Raw genomic sequence first — 19,304 nt, forward strand, 5'->3', positions numbered from 1 at the left:
AAGGGATGCTACTTACTTGAGGTCGTCCGCAAGCACCTGAATAATGCGTTGCGCGTCTGCAGCCTGAGCCGCAGTGCCGTCACCGTTTTGGACTGATATGGTGCTGGCATTGTCCAGACTGACCACGGAAATTCTGAATTTCTGTGGTGCACTGTCTTTTTTGGATGAACTGAACAACTTGCTCAGGAAGCCTGGTTCGGCCTTGTCTGCGGTTGGTGCCACATAGCGAACAAAGTAAATGCCTTTGCTGCGGTCGCGGTCTTCTACCGTGAAGTTGGTGCGGTCCAGCGACAGGCCAACCCGGCGCCAGGCGCGATCAAACCCGTCATCGATTTGAACCACCGGCTGGCCGTTGGCTTGGCTGACACGCGAGCTGTTTTTGGCAGCACCGGCGGCTACAAGTACTTTGGATTGCTCTTGGGCGACGCCGAGCTTGACCATCAAGCGGCGCAAAAACTCGGCCTCCAGCTCGGGGTCGGCGGCACGGGGTTGCCAAACTGTGCGGTCTTTTGCGGCTGAGTCGTAGACCTCAATCATGCCGCGATGGCTGATGAATACATCGGTGCCGCCAGCGGCATTGCGTTCCAGGCGGGTGCGAAACTTGTCGCGCTCACCCGTGGAGTAAAGCGAGTCAAATACCTTGCCAAGTGTGTTGCGAATGAAGTCCTGTGGGATCTTGGCCCGGTTTTCAGCCCAATCCGTTTCCATGATGCCTAGATTGGACTGGTCCATGGCCAGTAAGAAGCCGTTTTCTTGCCAGAAGTCTTTCACGGGTTCCCAAAGCTTGTCGGCTGGGCGGTCAATGACCAGCCAGCGCTGCGTGCCCGCGCGTTCGATGCGCACATCGCCCAACGCGGTCGCGGCAGTAGGTGCCGTCTGGACATTGGCCTGGCCTAACTGAAAGCTTGATGCTGTCACTGGCGCACCGGGAACGGCGTAGCGTGTGTCGCGGCTGAGTTGTGTCAAGTCGGGCGGCACTTCAAGCGTCGGGGTCGCCGACTTAGCTGCGCTTTTGTAATCCACCTTGTCACCTTGCAGAACCGAACAGGCTCCAAGGGTGAACGTCAAGCCAAGCAATGCAATTCTGGAAATAGGGTTCACGAAAGTCCTTCGGGTCAATGATCGAATAAAAAGGGAGGGCTTAGATCAAGCCAACGTCGCGCAAAGCAGCTTCAACCACCGCCTCATTGGCTGTTGTCAGTTCAGTCATGGGCAGTCGCAGCGTACCGCCGCACAGACCCATGCGGGCTACAGCCCATTTCACTGGAATGGGGTTAGCTTCTACAAACAGGTGCTTGTGCAGCGGCAACACCTTGAATTGAATTTCCATGGCGCGTTTGACATCGCCGGCAATGGCTGCCACGCACAATTCGTGCATCAGGCGTGGCGCCACGTTGGCTGTCACGCTGATGTTGCCGTGGCCGCCGCAAAGCATCAGCGCCACGGCTGTTGGGTCGTCGCCTGAGTAGATGGCAAAGTTTTTTGGTGCTTGCTTGATCAGCCATTGGGCTCGCCCAATGTCGCCGGTGGCTTCCTTGATGCCGACGATGCCGGGCACTTCTGCCAGGCGCAACACTGTTTCTGGCAACATGTCGGCCACTGAGCGGCCTGGCACGTTGTACAAAATCAGGGGCAAGTCAACGGCTTCTGCAATCGCCTTGAAGTGTTGAAACTGGCCTTCTTGTGTTGGCTTGTTGTAGTAAGGCACGACCTGAAGCTGGCAGTCTGCGCCGACTGATTTTGCAAATCTGGCGTACTCAATGGCTTCTGCCGTGCAGTTGGAACCACAACCCGCCATGATCGGCACCCGGCCGGCTGACTGCTCGACTGCTACTCGAATGATTTCGCAGTTTTCCTGTGCGCTCACGGTTGGCGACTCGCCGGTGGTACCTACCACGCCGATGCAGTCTGTGCCTTCGGCTATGTGCCAATCGATCAGCTTTCGCAGAGCCGGGTAGTCGACGTTGCCGTCGGCAAGCATGGGAGTGACCAGGGCAACGATGCTGCCGGTGATGGGGCGCTGGGAAAGTGTCATCTTGATGGGCCGGTGATAGGTTAGCCGCTTATTTTAGCGAGAGTAGGTGACGCGTTGGCTGCTGCATTGTGCTGCCTGTATCGGTTGGCTTAAAGGCGGCGATGCGCTGGGTAAAACGCTCTGGGCGCGGCAGGAATCCCTCTTCAAAGGCGACGATTTGCAAGCTCTGGCAGCGCTGTAGCAGTTCGCCGGGTTGTAGCAAAAAATCAGGTCGAGAAGGTTTGCCGACTGTTTCATTGCCGCTGGCAAAGGTTTCGTAAAGTAGCAGGCCGCCTGGCGCCAGGCTGCGCAGCAAGGTTGGAAACAGCGGCCGCCAAAGGTAATTGGTCACCAGCACCACATCAAATGGCTGGGGTTGACCGGCTGTGACCAAGGGCCAGGGGTCATTCTCAATGTCAGCTTGCAGCACTGCGCCATATTGGCTGGCTTCTTTGATAGCTTCCGCTGATCGATCCACACCGGTGACATGGCAGCCAAGAGCGGCAAACCATGCCATGTGGCGGCCGCTACCGCAGGCAACATCGAGCAGGCGCGCACGTGGCTGTACCAGATGGCTCCAGCGTTGCACCCACTCGGAAGGCTCTGGGTTGGCGTGTAGCGCTATCAAAAACATCCCCATATCTGGTTGGCTATGGTCATTGCGAAGTCCGGGCGGGCGTACAGGGAAAACACCAGAGCCAATATGGCAGCCAGGGACGTGAATAGAAGCGCTTTTTGAAGTGGCTTCATAACCCTATGCACCCTGCGGCAAAGGTGCGCGAATAATTGCAGCCTCTTTGATCGGCAGGTTCACCAATGACGCCAGCACACCCAAACCAATGGCGATGTACCAGACAATGTCGTAGCTGCCCGTGCGGTCATACAAGAAGCCTCCCAACCAGACCCCCATGAAGGATCCGATCTGGTGACTGAAGAACACAAAACCGCTTAGCATGGAAAGATGCGCTACGCCAAAAATCTGCGCCACAGCAGCGTTGGTAGGTGGGACCGTAGACAGCCAAAGCAAGCCCATGACCGCAGAGAACACATAGACACTCATAGGTGTTAGCGGCACCAGTAAAAAGATGCTGATGACCACGGCTCGGGTGAAATAGATGAACGCCAGGATGTTTTTCTTTTGCATGCGCTGCCCCAAAACGCCTGACGCGTAGGTGCCAAACACATTGAACAACCCAATCAACGCCAGCGAATAACTGGCCACCTGAGGCGCCAGGCCGTGGTCTTTCAGGTAGCTTGGCATGTGTACGCCAATGAACACCACCTGAAACCCACACACAAAGTAGCCGGCCATCAGCAATTGAAAGCTGCGGTATTGAAACGCCTCACGCAGCGCCTGCATGATGGATTGCTCGCGAAAATGGCCAGCACCACCGCGAAAATGCGGCTCGCGCAAGCCCCAGGCCAGCGGCATCATCAACAGCGCGGCGACAGCCAGCGTTACCAGAGCTTGTTGCCAGCCGAAATGGTCAATCAGAAAGCCTTCGGTGGGCACCATCAAAAACTGACCAAACGAGCCTGCTGCGGCGGCAATGCCCATGGCCCAGGAGCGCCGGTTGGCGCTGATGTTGCGGCCAATCACGCCGTAAATGATGGCATAGGTGGTGCCGGCTTGGGCCATACCAATCAACACGCCGGCTGTCAAGGAAAACCCCAGCGCTGACGTGGCGTGTGCCATGCCATACAGGCCCAGGGCGTAAAGTAGCGCACCCGCGACAATGACCCGGAAAGCCCCAAAACGGTCGGCCAGCATGCCAGCAAAAATGCCAGAAAACCCCCACACCAGGTTCTGGATGGCAATGGCGAAAGCAAAGGTCTCGCGGCTCCAGTTCTGGTCTTGCGTGATCGGCTGCAACCACAGGCCAAAGCCATGCCGAATGCCCATGGACACGGTCACGATGGCGGCACCGCAGATGAGAACCTGGTTGATGGAAAGCGATTTTGGGTGGTGTGGCATGTATGGAATATACCGAAACGGTCAGGCTGGAAGTACAGGACCGTCACTCGCGCGACAAGGCTGTTTGGGCATACAGTGATTTTTTGCCCTGATGATTACAATGCGCCGCTATGGCCACCAAAACCACCCCTGAAAACCCCGAGTATTCCGAAAATTCAATCCGTGTCCTGAAAGGCCTGGAGCCAGTCAAACAGCGTCCGGGCATGTACACCCGCACCGACAACCCGGCTCACGTGATCCAGGAAGTGCTGGACAACGCCGCCGACGAAGCATTGGCCGGGCATGGCAAAAAAATCAAGGTGATCGTGCATGACGATGGCTCCATCACCGTGGAAGACGACGGGCGCGGCATCCCGTTTGGCATGCACCCCACCGAACACGCGCCGGTGATTGAGCTGGTGTTCACCCAGTTGCATGCTGGCGGCAAGTTCGACAAAGGCAAAGGCGGGGCTTACAGCTTCTCGGGCGGCCTGCACGGCGTGGGTGTCAGCGTGACCAATGCCTTGGCATTGCGTCTGGATGCCACCACCTACCGCGAAGGCCAGGTGGCGCGCTTGGTGTTTGCCGGCGGCGACGTGATCGAGCCGCTGGTGATTCGCCCCGCAGGTGAGGGTGACCGCAAATCAGGCACCACGGTGCGCGTTTGGCCCGATGGCAAATACTTTGAGACCTTGACCTGGCCCATGGCACATCTGGAACACTTGCTGCGCAGCAAGGCCGTGTTGATGCCAGGCGTGACCGTGACGCTGGTGCAAGAGAAAACCAAAGAAACGAAAACCTGGGTGTTCAAAGGCGGCCTGCGCGACTACCTGACTCAGACGCTTTCTGGCGAGCCCGTCATTCCCCTGTTTGAAGGCGAGGGTTTCGCCGACGCTCAGAACGACAGTTTTGCCGATGGTGAAGGTGCCACCTGGTGCGTTGCCTTCACCGAAGACGGCCAGCCGGTGCGTGAAAGCTATGTCAACCTGATTCCCACCAGCGCTGGCGGCACACACGAGTCTGGTTTGCGCGATGGCCTCTACACCGCCGTCAAGAGTTTTGTGGAGCTGCATTCGCTCTTGCCCAAAGGCGTCAAATTGCTGCCCGACGACGTTTTTGCCAGGGCCAGTTATGTGCTCTCTACCAAAGTGCTTGACCCGCAGTTTCAGGGCCAGATCAAAGAACGCCTGAATTCGCGCGATGCGGTGCGTTTGGTGTCCGGCTTTGTGCGCCCGGCACTGGAACTGTGGTTGAACCAGAACGTTGAATACGGCAAAAAGCTGGCCGAAATTGCCATCAAGGCCGCGCAAAGTCGCCAAAAAGCTGGACAAAAAGTTGAAAAACGCAAAGGCTCCGGCGTGGCTGTGCTGCCCGGCAAATTGACCGACTGTGAGAGCCGCGACATAGCAGAGAACGAGGTCTTCCTGGTCGAAGGCGACTCGGCTGGTGGTAGCGCCAAGATGGGCCGAAACAAGGAAAGCCAGGCGATTTTGCCCTTGCGCGGCAAGGTGCTAAACACCTGGGAAGTGGACCGGGACCGCCTCTTTGCCAACAATGAAATCCATGACATTTCCGTGGCCATAGGTGTCGACCCGCATGGGCCGGATGACACGCCGGATTTAACTGGCCTGCGATACGGCAAGATTTGCATTTTGAGCGACGCCGACGTAGACGGCTCACACATTCAGGTGCTGTTGCTCACGCTGTTTTTCAAACACTTTCCCAAGCTCATCGACACCGGTCATGTGTACGTGGCGCGTCCGCCCTTGTACCGAGTCGACGCGCCGGCCCGCGGTAAAAAACCGGCGTCCAAGGCCTACGCGCTAGATGAAGGCGAACTCACAGCCATTCTGGACAAGCTGCGCAAAGAGGGAGTGCGCGAAGGCGCCTGGTCTATCAGCCGCTTCAAAGGCCTGGGTGAGATGAATGCTGAGCAGTTGTGGGACACCACGCTAAACCCGGACACGCGGCGCTTGTTGCCGGTGCATTTGGGCAGCCAGAGTGTTTTGCAGACGTCTGAACTCATGACCAAATTGATGGGCAAGGGCGAGGCGGGCGCACGCCGGGAGTTGATGGAGTTGCATGGCGACTCGGTGGATTTGGATGTTTAGCTATTTATTGCATAGCTACTTGCGCAATATATATAAGGTCTAGAGGCTGATTTGTTATAAATATATCAAATGCAGATTCGTTTAGCGAGTTGCCCAGACCGCCTCACGGGTGACACCGCGACCGTTCGCCGATGCTGAATTCACTGTGATTTTTTGAAGACATAAACCTGTTTTGTATCTCTTATGACTGATGAACTGATTTTTGATCTGCCGACACCCGCCCAGCCAGAGGGCGACGACGCGCTGAACCTGGCTACCTACGCCCAGCGCGCCTACCTTGAATATGCCCTGAGCGTGGTCAAGGGCCGTGCCTTGCCGGACGTCACCGACGGCCAAAAGCCCGTGCAGCGGCGTATTTTGTATTCCATGAGCCGCATGGGCCTGGGATTTGGCGGGGCCAATGGCAACACAGCGGCCAAACCGGTCAAATGCGCCCGTGTGGTGGGCGATGTGCTGGGCCGTTTTCACCCGCACGGGGACTCGTCGGTGTATGACGCTGCGGTCCGCATGGCGCAGGACTTCTCGTTGCGCTACCCGTTGGTTGACGGCCAGGGTAACTTTGGCAGCCGTGACGGTGACGGCGCCGCCGCCATGCGTTACACCGAGGCGCGTCTTGCCAAAATCACCAGCCTGTTGCTCGATGAAATTGACGAAGGCACGGTCGACTTCACCCCTAATTACGATGGGTCAACTGAGGAACCCCGCCAGCTGCCGGCGCGCCTGCCGTTTGCCCTGCTCAACGGCGCCAGCGGCATTGCGGTCGGTTTAGCCACCGAAATTCCCAGCCACAACCTGCGCGAAGTGGCCGATGCCTGTGTGGCCCTGATCAAGTCGCCCAACCTGTCCGACGACGAACTGTTTGCGTTGGTGCCCGGCCCCGATTTTCCCGGTGGTGGCCAGATCATCAGCAGCACGGCTGACATTGCCGATGCGTACCGTTCTGGCCGTGGCTCGCTCAAATGCCGAGCCCGCTGGAAGATTGAGGAACTGGCGCGTGGTCAGTGGCAACTGGTGGTGACCGAGCTGCCACCCGGCGTCAGCACCCAGCGCGTGCTGGAAGAAATTGAAGAGCTCACCAACCCTAAAATCAAGACCGGCAAAAAAGCCTTGTCGCTGGAGCAAAACCAGCTAAAGGCCTCTGTGCTGTCGGTGCTAGATGTTGTGCGTGACGAGTCCAGCAAAGATGCCGCCGTGCGCCTGGTGTGCGAGCCCAAAACCAGCAAAGTCGGCCAGCAGGAACTCATCAACACGTTGCTGGCCCACACCAGCCTGGAATCGTCAAACCCAATCAACCTGACCATGATTGGGCTCGATGGGCGGCCCACGCAAAAGTCGCTGCGCCAGATGTTCACTGAGTGGATTGCCTTCAGGCAGACCACCATTGAGCGCCGTACGCGCCACCGCCTCGCCAAGGTGCTGGATCGCATCCACATCCTGGAGGGCAGGGCGCTGGTGCTGCTGAACATTGATGAGGTGATTGCCATCATCCGCCAGGCGGATGACCCCAAGGCGGCTTTGATAGCGCGCTTCAACCTGTCTGAGCGGCAAGCCGAAGACATTCTTGACATTCGCCTGCGTCAACTGGCCCGGCTGGAAGCCATCAAGATCGAGCAGGAACTCGTCGGCTTGCGTGGCGAGCAAACAAAACTGGAAGAAATTCTGGGTAACCCCGCTACCCTGCGCCGCTTGATGGTGAAAGAAATTGAAGCCGACGCCAAAACCTTTGCCGACCCGCGCCGCACGCTGATTCAGGCTGAGAAGAAAGTCACGCTTGAGGTGAAAGTGGTGGACGAACCTGTCACCGTGGTGGTCAGTCAAAAAGGCTGGGTGCGGGCCCAAAAAGGCTGGGCACGTGACCGACTCAGTGGCGCTGCGGGCGTCAATGGTGGCGCAAATGCATCAGGTGCAGCTCCCGCTGAGTACAACTTCAAGGCAGGTGACGCGCTGTATGGCACCTTTGAGTGCCGCACCGTGGACACTTTGCTGGCGTTTGGCTCGAACGGACGCGTCTATTCAGTGGCTGTGTCGCTGCTTCCCGGTGGCCGGGGCGATGGCCAACCGATCACCAGCCTGATTGAGCTGGAGTCTGGCACCCAACTGCTTTATTACTTTGCTGGCCCTGTTGAGGCCGGTTTGCTGATGTCAAGCTCGGCCGGCTACGGCTTTACCGCCACGGTGGCGAACATGATCTCGCGGCAAAAAGCCGGTAAGGCCTTTGTGACTGTGAACGAGGGTGAGACGCTGTGCCAGCCTTCGCTGGTGGCTAATGCGGCTTTGTCAGTGCCGATTGCGACGCACGTGGCCTGCGCGTCTACCGGTGGACGCATCTTGACCTTCGAGCTTGCCGAATTAAAAACCATGACCAATGGCGGCCGGGGCCTGATGTTGATTGACCTCGAAGACAAGGATGCGTTGGCCGGTGCGGCGGCCTACACCCGCAGCGTGCGCATTGACGGCATTGGCCGAGGTGGCAAAGTACGTGATGAAACGCTGGAAATTCGCAGTCTCAACAACGCCCGGGCTGCGCGGGCGCGCAAGGGCAAGATGGCTGATCTGGGCTTCAAGCCCAACAAGATCACGCGGGTGGAATAGGGTGGGTTGTGCTGTCAGGTAGCGCGTCATCCGCGCTTCATGTGACCCACAGGGCGATGGGGCGTGTCGCCGTTAAAGTTTGTTGAGCTTGTTCAGAGCCAATTCCAGTGTCTCGGTTTTTTTGGCGAAGCAAAAACGGATCACGTGCTGATCAAAGCCGTTGCCGTAAAAAGCCGAGGTCGGAATGGCCGCCACACCGACTTCAGACGTTAGCCATTTGCAAAAATCAGCCTCATTCAAGGGGCTCACTTCTGAAATATCCACGCTTTGAAAGTAAGTGCCCTCACACGGCAGCAGTTTGAAGCGCGTTTGGACTAGCCCGGCGCGAAACAGATCGCGCTTGTTCTGGTAGAAATCGGGCAGGGTCAGGTAGGGCGCGGGGTTGCTCATGAAATGCGCCAGCGCATGCTGCACGGGGGTATTGACCGTGAACACATTGAACTGGTGCACCTTGCGAAATTCGTGGCTCAGAAACCCAGGGGCGGCAACATAGCCAACTTTCCAGCCGGTCACGTGAAAGGTTTTGCCGAAACTTGACACCACAAACGAGCGCTCGGCCAGACCGGGAAAGCTGGCTGCACTTTGGTGGCTTAGGCCATCAAACACCATGTGTTCATAAACTTCGTCGCTGATCAGCAACACCTTGGTTGGGGCAAGCAAGGCTTCCAGCTGTTGCATCTCAGCGGCAGTCCACACTGTGCCGCTTGGGTTGTGCGGCGAGTTGACAATGATGGCCCGTGTCTTGGGTGTGAGGGCCGCAGCAATGCGATTGAAGTCTGGACGAAAAGTGCCTGGCGTCAACGGCACCCGCACCGGCACGCCACCGGCCAGCTCGATGTTGGGCACATAACTGTCATAACAAGGCTCCAGCACGATGACCTCGTCGCCCGCATGCACCACGGCCAGGATGGCGGTGAGGATGGCCTGAGTGGCACCGGCTGTGATGGTTATTTCATCTGTAGCCGAGTATTCATGGTCGTAAAGCACTCGTATTTTTGTAGCAATAGCCTCGCGCAGGGCGGGTACCCCAGCCATGGGTGGGTACTGGTTGAGGCCGCTTTGCATGGCACACGTTACGGCGTTGACCAATTCCGGGTCGCAGTCAAAATCCGGAAAGCCTTGGCCCAGATTGACGGCCTTTTTCTCGGTGGCCAGGGCTGACATGACCGTGAAGATGGTGGTGCCGACGTTTGGCAGTTTGCTATTTATAGTGATCATATGGCGCTAATCAGTTGAGGACAGAGCTGGCTCACTTCGTGTAGCTGCGGTCTGTCCCGCAAGGTTTCACAATTCATAATCATTCACATGACCGGTCATGGCACGGGCGACCAAATTGCGGTCGAGGCGGCTACTCAGAAGCTCAGCGAATTTGTAGACAAAATTCCGAAGATAAGCACCGCGCTTGAAGGCCACCCGGGCCACGTTCTGGCCAAAGAGCTGGCCGGCAGGGCGCACCACCAGACCGGTTTGCGCCTCGTTGTCGACCACGTCGCGCACTGACATTTCTGCGGCAATGCCCACACCCAAGCCCAATTTGACGTAGGTCTTGATCACGTCTGAGTCAATGGCTTCTAGTGCAATGCGGGGTTCCAGCTTGCGCACGGCAAATGCATGGTCAATTTTGGTGCGCCCGGTGTAGGACGGGTGGTAGGTGATGAGCGGTTCGCGGGCAATGTCTTCCAGCGTGATGTGCTCTTTGGTGCAAAGGGCATGGCCAGTTGGTAACACCAGCACATGCTGCCATTCGTAGCAGGGGAGAGTGACGAGTTCGCTGTAGCCATCAAGGGATTCGGTGGCAATGCCGATTTCAGCCACCTCGTCAATCAGCATGCGCGCCACTTGGTCGGGAGAGCCTTGGTGAAGACTGACGTTGACCTTGGGGTAGGCTTGGCGCAACTTGGCCACTGGCTCAGGTAACACATAGCGCGCCTGGGTGTGCGTGGTAGCAATGGACAAGGTGCCACTGTCTTCGGCACTGTATTGCTCGCCAATGCGCTTGAGATTGGTCACTTCACGCATGATGGCATCGATGCTTTTTAGCACTTGCAGGCCCGGCTCGGTGACGCGTTTAAGGCGTTTGCCGTGGCGGGCAAAGATGTCTATGCCAAGTTCTTCTTCCAGTTCGATGATGGCTTTGGATACACCGGGCTGCGAGGTGTGCAGCGCCTTGGCTGCCTCGGTCAGGTTCAGGTTGCGCCGAACGGCCTCTTGGACAAATCGAAACTGGTGCAAGTTCATGATGCGTTGTGATTCATGTCACCCTTGGGCGACGCTGACCTCTGCATCAGGCAGGGATAGTCTGGCCAGCATGGCAACCACGCGGGGGTCTTCACCCACCGAGGGGCGAAGGATAAAGTTGACTGCAGGGTAAGTTTGCTGAAGCGCGGTGACCAACACGGGTAGGTCCTCCCGGGCATGCCGCCCAACACCTAAAAACATCGGCACGATGGTGATGTGTTTGACCTCAGTGGCCACCAAGTCGGCCGTGACGCTGGCCAGGTCGGGCTGCGTCAGCTCCAGAAACGCGCAGCGCACAACGCACTGGGGCTTAAGCTCGCGCATGCTCTCGGCCACACTGTCGATGGGTTTGCGCCAAGCCGGATCGCGCGAGCCGTGGCCAAAGAGGATGGTTGCATGCATGGTGTGTACCTTTTGGTTGAAGGGTGGGAAGTGAAGGGTGTTTGGCAGTTGAGCGGACTCATCGCCTGAGAACCAGCCAGCCAAATGCCGTGAGAGAGATGACGGAATATATGAGTCCCGGCAGCGCTGCCGTCAACCACGGCTGCCAGTTTTGCAGGTTGCCGATGTAGCCAAACACGTTGTTGAGTAAAAAGAAGCTGATGCCGGCCAACACCCCGCCAAACACATAGCTGGTGATACTGCCAGAGCGAAAGTGCAGGTAGGCAAAGGGCAGCGCCAGCACCACCATCACCAGACAACTCAAGGGATAAAACACTTTTTTCCAAAACTCTATTTCGTAGCGCTGGGCGGTTTGCGCATTGTTTTGAAGGTGCTGAATGTATTGAAAGAGGTCAATCGTGCTCATGCGCTCGGGCTTGAGCAGGGCAGCAGACACCATTTCAGAGCTGATGCGGTTGGGCCAACGCAAGGTTGGAATCAAGGTGCGCTCGATTTGCGCGGTCTCGGCGCCATGCTGGGGAAACTCTGTACGGTGAACCTGCTGCAGTTCCCAGGCATCGTCTTCATTAAGTGTGGCGGTGTCGGCCCGCATCATCGACATCAGAAAGCCCCGGTTGTCGAATTCAAAAATGCGCACGCTTCGCAAATGGCCTTCGGGGGTGAGCTCGCCCACATTCACCGCATATTGGCCATAGTCTTGTCGCTCTTTCAGCCAAGCACCCGTTTGGCCGACCGTAAGCCGGCCGGTGTAGCGGGCTTTAAGCAGCTGTCCCGTGCGGTCAGCCAAGGGGGAAACATAGTCTCCGATAGCAAAGGTCAGCACCACAAATCCAAGGCCCAGCAGCAGCAGGGTTTTAAGCGCACGCCAGGGGCCCAAGCCGCTAGTGCGCAAGATGGTGTATTCAGAGCTTTGCGCCAGTCTGGACATGACAAAAATGGTGCCGATCAGCACTGCGATCGGCATCAGCTCATACAAATGACTGGGAATCATCAGCGTGACGTAGGTCAGCGCGTGTATCAGGCGGTATCCCGTGGCGGCATGCCGGCCCACCGATTGAACCTCTTCAACAAAGTCAAAAAAGAAAAAGAGTGACAAAAATCCGAGCGTGACAAATGCCACCGAGGTAATGATCTCACCGTAAATCAGGCGGCGCAGTGTCTTCATGCGCTGGCCTCAGGCAACTTTGCAGCCGCTGGACGCTTGCCAACCAGTGTTTGCCACTGCCAGTTGTTGTGGCCCTTGGCCAGCCAGAGCGCGGCCAGCACGAACACGCCTCCGTGCAAGCCAAGCATGAATGTGGTGAAGCTCATCTTGCTGGAGGCTATCCAGCTTTGCCCCAAGCTCAGCAGGTTGAAATAGATGACAAATGCGAACAGCGAAAACACAAGGTTCAGGCTTTTACCGACCCGCGGATTAACGCTGGAGATGGCAATGCCAATGATCACAAAGTTAATCGCCGCCAGAATCAGCCCGATGCGCCATGACAACTCACCTAAGGCTGCGCCTGTGGGCTGTTTGAGCAGTGTCAGAGTGGTGTAGGTGTTAACAAACGCTGTATCAGCGCCTGGCAGTGGGTCTGAGGTAATTTGGGTGCCGTATTCGGCAAACTCACTGACCTTGAGGTCGTTGGTTTTGGTGACTGTCTCCAGGCGCTGACCGTTTTTGAGTATCAGGAATCGGCCTTGAGGTAGCTGGTCGATGCGCCCACTGCGGGCCGATGTCACTGTTTCTTTGCCGTTTTCTGTGGTGGCAATAAAGACATTGGTGCCTGACTGTTGGCCTTGAGTGTTTTTTTCGACAAAGAAAACCCTTGCGCCATTGGCAGACTCTTGAAACTGGCCGGGTTCGATACGCTCAAGATCTCCGCGTTTTTCGTACTGGCTTTTCAGATCATCAATGCGCTGGTTGGTCCAAGGTAACACCAGCAAGGCAAGCGCTGCGATCACTGCAAAGATCGGCCAGGAAAAACGCATCAAGGGGCTGATCAATGCAGACAGTCCCTTGCCGCTACAGAACCAGATGACCATTTCACTGTCCCGGTACATTCTGGACAAGGTGGCGATGATGGCAATAAAGAGGCTCATGCTCAAGAGCGTAGGCGTGTAGGCAAGCACGGTGTAGCCCATGACCAGTGTCACGTCAGATGGGTTAAAGCTGCCGCGCGAGGCTTGGCCCAGCGTGCGGATCAGGGTCATGGTCATGACGACGGTGACCAGCACCACCAGGGTGGCGCCAAAACTGCGCGACAACTCTTTGCGTAGGGAGGAATGGAATAACATTGCTGCAAAGGAAACCGCTAATTATGAACTTTGAACTCAAGAATTTTGTGCCGTCGAACGTATCCATTGAAAAATGCGATGTTTCCTTGGTACTGGTGACAAATACCTTTCAAGCGGGTAAAGACGCCCTGTCGGTATTGATTGCCAAAGCGATTAAATCGGGCGATTTGAAGGCCAAGGCCGGGCAAATATTAGATATTTACCGTCCCCTGGGTTTCTGTGCCACCCATGTGGTGTTGGTTCAGGTGGCAGACGGCACACCCGCGGATATGCGCAAAGGCCTCAGCGCCGCCATGGTGCTCGTCAAGGCTTTTAAAGCCCGTCAAATGACCGTGAGCTTTCTGCAGCAACCCACCGCGCAGGGGCTTCGGGTGGCCATCACCACGTTGGCTGACGCGAGCTATGTGTACACCACCACCAAGTCTGACCAGGAAGGCCACAGCTTGGAGGCAGTGGCAATTGCCGTGCCGGATGAGCAAGCTCTGGGCGCCATTTTTGCGCGGGCCGTGGCGGCGGTAAATGGAATTGAGCTGGCCAAGGAGTGGAGCAATCGGCCCGCAAACTACGCCACACCAACGCACTTGGCGGGTGTGGCCAAGGCCTTGGCCAAGTTTTCTCGCATCAAAGTCGAGGTGTTGGGCCACAAGGATGTAGTTAAGCTCGGCATGGGTGCGTTTCTGGCGGTTGCCAAAGGGTCTGATGAGCCCTTGCGTTTTATTGTGTTGCACTACCACGGTGCGGCAAAGTCTGATGCGCCCGTGGTGCTGGTAGGCAAAGGCATCACCTTTGACAGTGGTGGTATTTCCATCAAGCCTGCAGCTGAAATGGATGAGATGAAGTACGACATGTGTGGTGCGGCCAGCGTGTTGGGCGTGTTCCGTGCCCTGGCTGAACTTCAGCCGGACATCAACGTGGTGGGCTTGATCGCATCTTGTGAGAATTTGCCCAGCAACTGTGCTCTGAAGCCGGGCGACGTGGTGACAAGTATGAGTGGTCAGACCATTGAAGTGCTCAATACCGACGCAGAGGGCCGCTTGGTGCTGTGTGACGCGCTGACCTATGCAGAACGCTTCAAGCCCAAGGCTGTATTGGACATTGCGACCCTGACGGGAGCTTGCGTGGTTGCCTTAGGGGGCGTGCGCAGCGGGTTTTTCACTGATGACGCAGGGGTGTCAGCCGCTTTGCTGGCTGCGGGAGAGTCTTCACAAGACCTGTGCTGGCAGATGCCGCTGGACGAGGACTACGCCGAGGGTCTGAAAACCAGCTTTGCCGATGTGGCCAATGTGGCCGGGCGTGCTGGCGGTGCCGTCACGGCGGCCAAATTTCTTCAACGATTCACGGGCAAATACCGTTGGGCGCATCTGGACATTGCAGGCACCGCCTGGAAGAGTGGAGCGGCCAAGGGCGCAACGGGCCGGCCTGTTGGCTTGCTGCTGGATTATTTGCTGGATCATGACCCTGCTGGACCGAGCGCTTGACCGAGATTGCTTTTCACTTCAATGCGCCTGATCGGCTGAACCACGTTTGTCGCTTGCTGCGCAAAGCGGTGGGCAGCGGTGCAAAGGTGGTAGTAACTGGGCCTGCAGATGCGCTGTCGCAACTTGACTCAGCCCTGTGGATGCTTTCGCCCACTGACTTCATAGCGCACTGCGCCCTGGATGCTGACCGTACCGTGGTGTCCAAGTCGCCTGTTGTGCTGGCTCAGTCCGCACGCATCTCACCTTTTTTTGACATCTTGGTGAACTTGGGCGAATCGGTGCCGGATGGGTTTGAGCAGTTTCAAAGACTCATTGAGGTGGTGACTCCGGATGCGCAAGATCGGCAACTCGCCCGCGGCCGCTGGAAATACTATGCAGAGGCGGGCTTTCACCTGATTCGTCATGACCTGCAGAAGGCGCCCGCATGAACAATACCCCTCGCCCTCCGCCACGCTTCGTTCCGACCCTGACCGAGGTGGTTGACCCCGCCAGCTTGAGCCGTTTGGCTCCAAATCCACAACCGGATGTGCAAGCGGTCATCAATTTGGTGCAGCGCCAGATTCAGCCGATTTTTGAGCGGCGGTTGCAGGAAGAACTTGACCGCTTGATACGCACCATGGTGGCCAAGCAGTGGTCTGACCTTAGCGCCAGGTTGCAAGATGAAATGGATATGTTTGTCCGTCAGGCCGTTGCAGACGCATTGAGCGAACAAAGTATTGGCAAAACACAAAAATAAGCGTGATTCATGGCCTATAAGGGTGCGATCTTGGTGTCTACCCTAAGCACTTGGCGTAAAAATTGCGTTATCGTTTGTGTTGCTGAATTAACCAATTCACAATTTTTTTAACCTGGAGTTGTCTATGCAAATGAAATTGAAAATTACCGTTGCGGCAGCCATTGCCGTGGTTGCTGGTTTGGCTTCTGCACAAGATGTGCAGGTGGTCAAGATCGGTCACGTTGCCCCAATGTCAGGTGCGCAGTCGCACTACGGCAAGGACAACACCAATGGCGCGATGATGGCTATTGAAGATTTGAACGCCCAGAACATCGTCATCGGTGGCAAGAAGATCAAGTTTGAACTTCAGGCCGAAGACGACGCTGCTGATCCAAAACAGGGCACAGCAGTGGCACAAAAATTGTGCGACAGCAAGGTCGCTGGCGTTGTTGGTCACCTGAATTCAGGTACCACCATTCCTGCATCAAAGATTTACCATGACTGTGGTATTCCCATGGTCACTGGTGCAGCCACAAACCCCAACTTGACCAAGCCAGGTTACAAGACAACGTACCGAATCATTGCCAATGACCTGTCGCTGGGCGCTGGCTTGGCTTTTTACGCTGCTGATACGCTGAAGGTCAAAACTGTCGCGATGATTGATGACCGTACTGCTTACGGCCAGGGTGTGGCTGAAGTGTTCAAAAAAATCGCGCTGACCAAGGGCATCAAGGTTGTGGACGATCAGTTCACCACTGACAAAGCGACTGACTTTATGTCCATTTTGACAGCCATCAAGGCCAAAAAACCTGATGCCGTCTTCTTCGGTGGCATGGATCCCCAGGCCGGCCCGATGTTGCGTCAAATGGAGCAACTTGGTATGAGCAATGTCAAGTACTTTGGTGGCGATGGCATTTGTACTGCTGAGCTTGCCAAACTCGCTGATGGCGCCAAAATTCTGGACAACGTGGTGTGCGCAGACGGCGGTGCTTCCTTGGCCAAGATGCCTGGCGGCGAGGCTTGGAAAAAACGCTATGACGCTAAGTACCCTGGCCAATTCCAGGTTTACAGCCCGTATACCTATGACGCGACCTTTGTCTTGGTCGATGCAATGAAACGTGCCAACTCGACTGACCCTAAGGTTTACATCACTAAATTGGCTGACAGCAACTTCAAGGGCGTGACGAACACCATCGCTTTTGAAACCAGTGGCGAGATGAAAAACCCCGCCATCACTTTGTCTGTGTACAAGGCTGGCAAGAAAACTGCTCTGAACTGATCAGCGACCGGTTTCATCCTCAAAAATGCCGCCTTTGGGCGGCTTTTTTGTTTTCATAAAGTGCGGGTCGGGGGAAACGGCCGAATAGCTCAGTTAGAATTGAGGGCTTGCGGAGCGGTGGATGAGCGGTTTAAGTCACACGCCTGGAAAGCGTGCGGGGAGTTAAATCCCCCGGGGGTTCGAATCCCCCCTGCTCCGCCAGATAGTTTAGAAAATCCCTTGTAAATCAATAACTTACAAGGGATTTTTTTCGCCTGTACGCTTTTGGATGCAATTTTTTTTGATGGCAAATTACTTAATTTCCCCCAAAATTGCGCCCGTTTTGCGCCGGAAGTGTGCCCGTTTTGTGCCGGAACTGTGCCCGTTGCTTGCCTTTTTGATGTGCCCGTTTTGTGCCGGTGTCTCCTGAGATGCGGTTTTTGAGATAAGTCGAATTTTTTTCTGCGTTCAAGCCAGGAAATTTTGGCGATGCTTTCAGCCCGCGCTCTATTCGTTGAACCAAGCCAATACTGCAGAACGCCCGGATTGTCTTGTCCCATTCGGGTAACGATCGCTATCGCAACATCCGAAGTCCGGGTTCAACTCATTGGGGATGTCGTTCGACAACCCCAGCCGTAAGGCTAACCCCTGGACGACGCTCAAACGGACTGTCAAAACAAAGTCGCTTCGCTTGGTTCGCTTTGCCAGTCCGTTTCAGCCCGGCAGCAAACCCCACCATTCAATCGCGCGCTCACACTTGCGACTTACCAGTATTGGCTATCCGCCGTCGTGCCGGCTAGTCGATTGGAGATGCAAATGAAAAGAATGTGCCTGGTGGCTTCACCTGTCAGTGCCACTGCCGTCATGGCAACGTCCGGGCGCCTCAACGCGGTCAGCCGGTGAATGATTCCGTCTGATCATGCAACGCTCAACGTTCTTAAAACTTAGGGTTTCGCTTGACGAAGCCGAACGCTTCAATGCGCGTGCAGCAGCCCTGGGTGTCAGCGTGTCTCAGCTGATCCGTGACACCGCATTGCATGGTGCCGTCTATGTCACCCTTGAAAAAGCGCAGGCGGGTTACGAATTTCGCCGCCTGGGAGCCATGCTCAAACACCTGTACCCAGCCAGAGATAGCCGCTGGACAGCAGAAGACCGAAAAAAATGGTGGGCGTTGATCAACGAGTTGCGGGAACGCGCTGACATGCTTGAATCAACCGCATCTGGTGGCAAAGACAAAGCAGTCGGATTGGTACATGCTGGCTAAAGTCATTCTGCTGAAAAAGTCCTGGAAGACCGTGGCCAGCGCAGCGAACTATGTGGTCGATGACCTGAAAAGGAGTCCGGAGCAAGCAGAACCAGGCCGCTACGAATCGGAGGACGCCGTCAATTACCTTGCACGTGAGGGTGTGCTGGAAGCTGCATCCTTCAACCTGGAGGGACTGAACCCCACTGATCCGGACGACCGTCGCCAAATCATCAAATTGATGGATGGCACGGCGCGGGCCTGGGCCTCAAGATCAAAGGCTAATTCCAAAACCAATCCGTTTTATCACGTGGTCTTGTCATGGAAGGAGGGCGAGCAGGCCACCATTGAGCAAGCTACGGCCGCCGCCGCCAAGGCGCTCAACGCGGTTGGCATGGCCAACAACCAGGCATTCTTTGCGATCCACCGCGATAAAGATCACCACCACCACATTCACATCATTGCCAACCGTGTTCACCCTGACCATTTGATATTGACTGGGCCACCTCGATATGACTTCCTGGTGTTGGACAAAACCTGTCGAGAAATCGAACTGGAGCAGGGCTGGCAACACGACAACGGCCCCCACGTGGTCATCGACGGGCAAATCAAGCGGTTGACGCATGCCCTGCGTCGCCAGCTCGGACTTGAAACCGACAAGTCACTGGCGCCTTATGCACCGGCCGTTAAGGCACGAATGGGCGAAGTCAAGGCAGGACTGCCATCACTGGCAGGCTGGCTCAAAAACAGGGTTGCGCCGGAGCTCCTTGCAACGCAGAACTGGCAAGAGTTCCACGGCGCTTGCGCCGCCAGAGGGCTGAGTGTGGTGAAAGTCAAATCAGGTTTGATTTTCGAGGCCAACATGCTGGACAAGGCGACGCAAACCAAAGCCTCGGCCGTCCACTATGCGCTCAGTCTGGGGCGCTTGCAAAACCGATTTGGTGCATACCAGCCGCCAGACATCACTACGGCACCTGCCACATTGGCCAATGGGCCGAAATTCGGATCCACCTACAACG

At 56.3% G+C, this 19,304-nt stretch carries 17 protein-coding genes and 1 tRNA gene; 9 read left to right on the plus strand and 9 right to left on the minus strand.

Annotated features, from left to right (window positions below; all coding sequences use genetic code 11):
- Nucleotides 1-12: 12 nt before the first annotated feature.
- The 4 genes from bamC to PHQ58_RS20110 all read right to left on the minus strand — a co-directional run bounded on the left by bamC (nt 13) and on the right by PHQ58_RS20110 (nt 3,989).
- On the minus strand, nt 13-1,101 hold the full coding sequence (gene bamC / locus PHQ58_RS20095) for an outer membrane protein assembly factor BamC (RefSeq protein WP_300114813.1): 1,089 nt from the start codon (nt 1,099-1,101) through the stop codon (nt 13-15).
- A gap of 40 nt (nt 1,102-1,141) precedes the next feature.
- Nucleotides 1,142-2,035 carry a 4-hydroxy-tetrahydrodipicolinate synthase gene (dapA, locus tag PHQ58_RS20100; protein WP_300114815.1) on the minus strand — a complete coding sequence of 298 codons (894 nt, stop codon included), beginning with the start codon at nt 2,033-2,035 and terminating at the stop codon, nt 1,142-1,144.
- 28 nt (nt 2,036-2,063) lie between these two features.
- Entirely contained in the window at nt 2,064-2,648 is a 585-nt protein-coding gene (locus tag PHQ58_RS20105) for a bifunctional 2-polyprenyl-6-hydroxyphenol methylase/3-demethylubiquinol 3-O-methyltransferase UbiG (protein ID WP_300114817.1), read from the minus strand.
- A 120-nt stretch (nt 2,649-2,768) separates the two neighbouring features.
- Nucleotides 2,769-3,989 (minus strand): MFS transporter, encoded by a 1,221-nt coding sequence (locus tag PHQ58_RS20110; RefSeq protein ID WP_300114820.1) that lies wholly within the window; start codon nt 3,987-3,989, stop codon nt 2,769-2,771.
- Nucleotides 3,990-4,099: 110 nt separating this feature from the next.
- On the opposite strand from PHQ58_RS20110, the gene PHQ58_RS20115 reads away from it, so the two are divergent.
- Both PHQ58_RS20115 and parC read left to right on the plus strand, forming a co-directional pair.
- On the plus strand, nt 4,100-6,079 hold the full coding sequence (locus PHQ58_RS20115) for a DNA topoisomerase IV subunit B (RefSeq protein WP_300114823.1): 1,980 nt from the start codon (nt 4,100-4,102) through the stop codon (nt 6,077-6,079).
- Between the two features lie 183 nt (nt 6,080-6,262).
- Entirely contained in the window at nt 6,263-8,671 is a 2,409-nt protein-coding gene (parC, locus tag PHQ58_RS20120; RefSeq protein ID WP_300114826.1) for a DNA topoisomerase IV subunit A, read from the plus strand.
- A 72-nt stretch (nt 8,672-8,743) separates the two neighbouring features.
- Here parC and PHQ58_RS20125 read toward each other — a convergent pair whose 3' ends face one another.
- The 5 genes from PHQ58_RS20125 to lptF all read right to left on the minus strand — a co-directional run bounded on the left by PHQ58_RS20125 (nt 8,744) and on the right by lptF (nt 13,591).
- Nucleotides 8,744-9,889 (minus strand): pyridoxal phosphate-dependent aminotransferase, encoded by a 1,146-nt coding sequence (locus PHQ58_RS20125; protein ID WP_300114829.1) that lies wholly within the window; start codon nt 9,887-9,889, stop codon nt 8,744-8,746.
- Nucleotides 9,890-9,955: 66 nt separating this feature from the next.
- Nucleotides 9,956-10,909 (minus strand): CysB family HTH-type transcriptional regulator, encoded by a 954-nt coding sequence (locus tag PHQ58_RS20130; RefSeq protein ID WP_300114832.1) that lies wholly within the window; start codon nt 10,907-10,909, stop codon nt 9,956-9,958.
- 18 nt (nt 10,910-10,927) lie between these two features.
- Entirely contained in the window at nt 10,928-11,311 is a 384-nt protein-coding gene (locus PHQ58_RS20135) for a CbiX/SirB N-terminal domain-containing protein (RefSeq protein WP_300114834.1), read from the minus strand.
- A gap of 58 nt (nt 11,312-11,369) precedes the next feature.
- A complete protein-coding gene (gene lptG / locus PHQ58_RS20140) occupies nt 11,370-12,476 on the minus strand; it encodes an LPS export ABC transporter permease LptG (protein WP_300114837.1) in 1,107 nt (368 codons plus the stop codon).
- Nucleotides 12,473-13,591 (minus strand): LPS export ABC transporter permease LptF, encoded by a 1,119-nt coding sequence (lptF, locus tag PHQ58_RS20145; protein ID WP_300114840.1) that lies wholly within the window; start codon nt 13,589-13,591, stop codon nt 12,473-12,475. Before lptF ends, lptG begins: the two co-directional genes overlap by 4 nt.
- A gap of 23 nt (nt 13,592-13,614) precedes the next feature.
- Between lptF and PHQ58_RS20150 the strand changes: the two genes are divergently transcribed.
- From PHQ58_RS20150 to PHQ58_RS20180, 7 genes are all read left to right on the plus strand, one after another.
- Nucleotides 13,615-15,069 carry a leucyl aminopeptidase gene (locus PHQ58_RS20150; RefSeq protein WP_300114843.1) on the plus strand — a complete coding sequence of 485 codons (1,455 nt, stop codon included), beginning with the start codon at nt 13,615-13,617 and terminating at the stop codon, nt 15,067-15,069.
- A complete protein-coding gene (locus PHQ58_RS20155) occupies nt 15,066-15,497 on the plus strand; it encodes a DNA polymerase III subunit chi (RefSeq protein WP_300114845.1) in 432 nt (143 codons plus the stop codon). Before PHQ58_RS20150 ends, PHQ58_RS20155 begins: the two co-directional genes overlap by 4 nt.
- Nucleotides 15,494-15,805 (plus strand): hypothetical protein, encoded by a 312-nt coding sequence (locus PHQ58_RS20160; protein WP_300114848.1) that lies wholly within the window; start codon nt 15,494-15,496, stop codon nt 15,803-15,805. Before PHQ58_RS20155 ends, PHQ58_RS20160 begins: the two co-directional genes overlap by 4 nt.
- Nucleotides 15,806-15,929: 124 nt before the next feature.
- Nucleotides 15,930-17,063 carry a branched-chain amino acid ABC transporter substrate-binding protein gene (locus tag PHQ58_RS20165; RefSeq protein ID WP_300114851.1) on the plus strand — a complete coding sequence of 378 codons (1,134 nt, stop codon included), beginning with the start codon at nt 15,930-15,932 and terminating at the stop codon, nt 17,061-17,063.
- 111 nt (nt 17,064-17,174) lie between these two features.
- A tRNA-Ser gene (locus tag PHQ58_RS20170) sits at nt 17,175-17,264 on the plus strand.
- A gap of 697 nt (nt 17,265-17,961) precedes the next feature.
- Nucleotides 17,962-18,306, plus strand: coding sequence for a ribbon-helix-helix protein, CopG family (locus PHQ58_RS20175; RefSeq protein ID WP_300114854.1), 345 nt, complete (start codon nt 17,962-17,964; stop codon nt 18,304-18,306).
- A partial coding sequence (locus PHQ58_RS20180; RefSeq protein WP_300114856.1) for a relaxase/mobilization nuclease domain-containing protein occupies nt 18,296-19,304 on the plus strand: 1,009 nt, incomplete at its 3' end. The genes PHQ58_RS20175 and PHQ58_RS20180, both read left to right, overlap by 11 nt.

This window comes from Rhodoferax sp. (assembly GCF_028688795.1).
In the GTDB taxonomy this organism is placed as follows: domain Bacteria; phylum Pseudomonadota; class Gammaproteobacteria; order Burkholderiales; family Burkholderiaceae_C; genus Rhodoferax.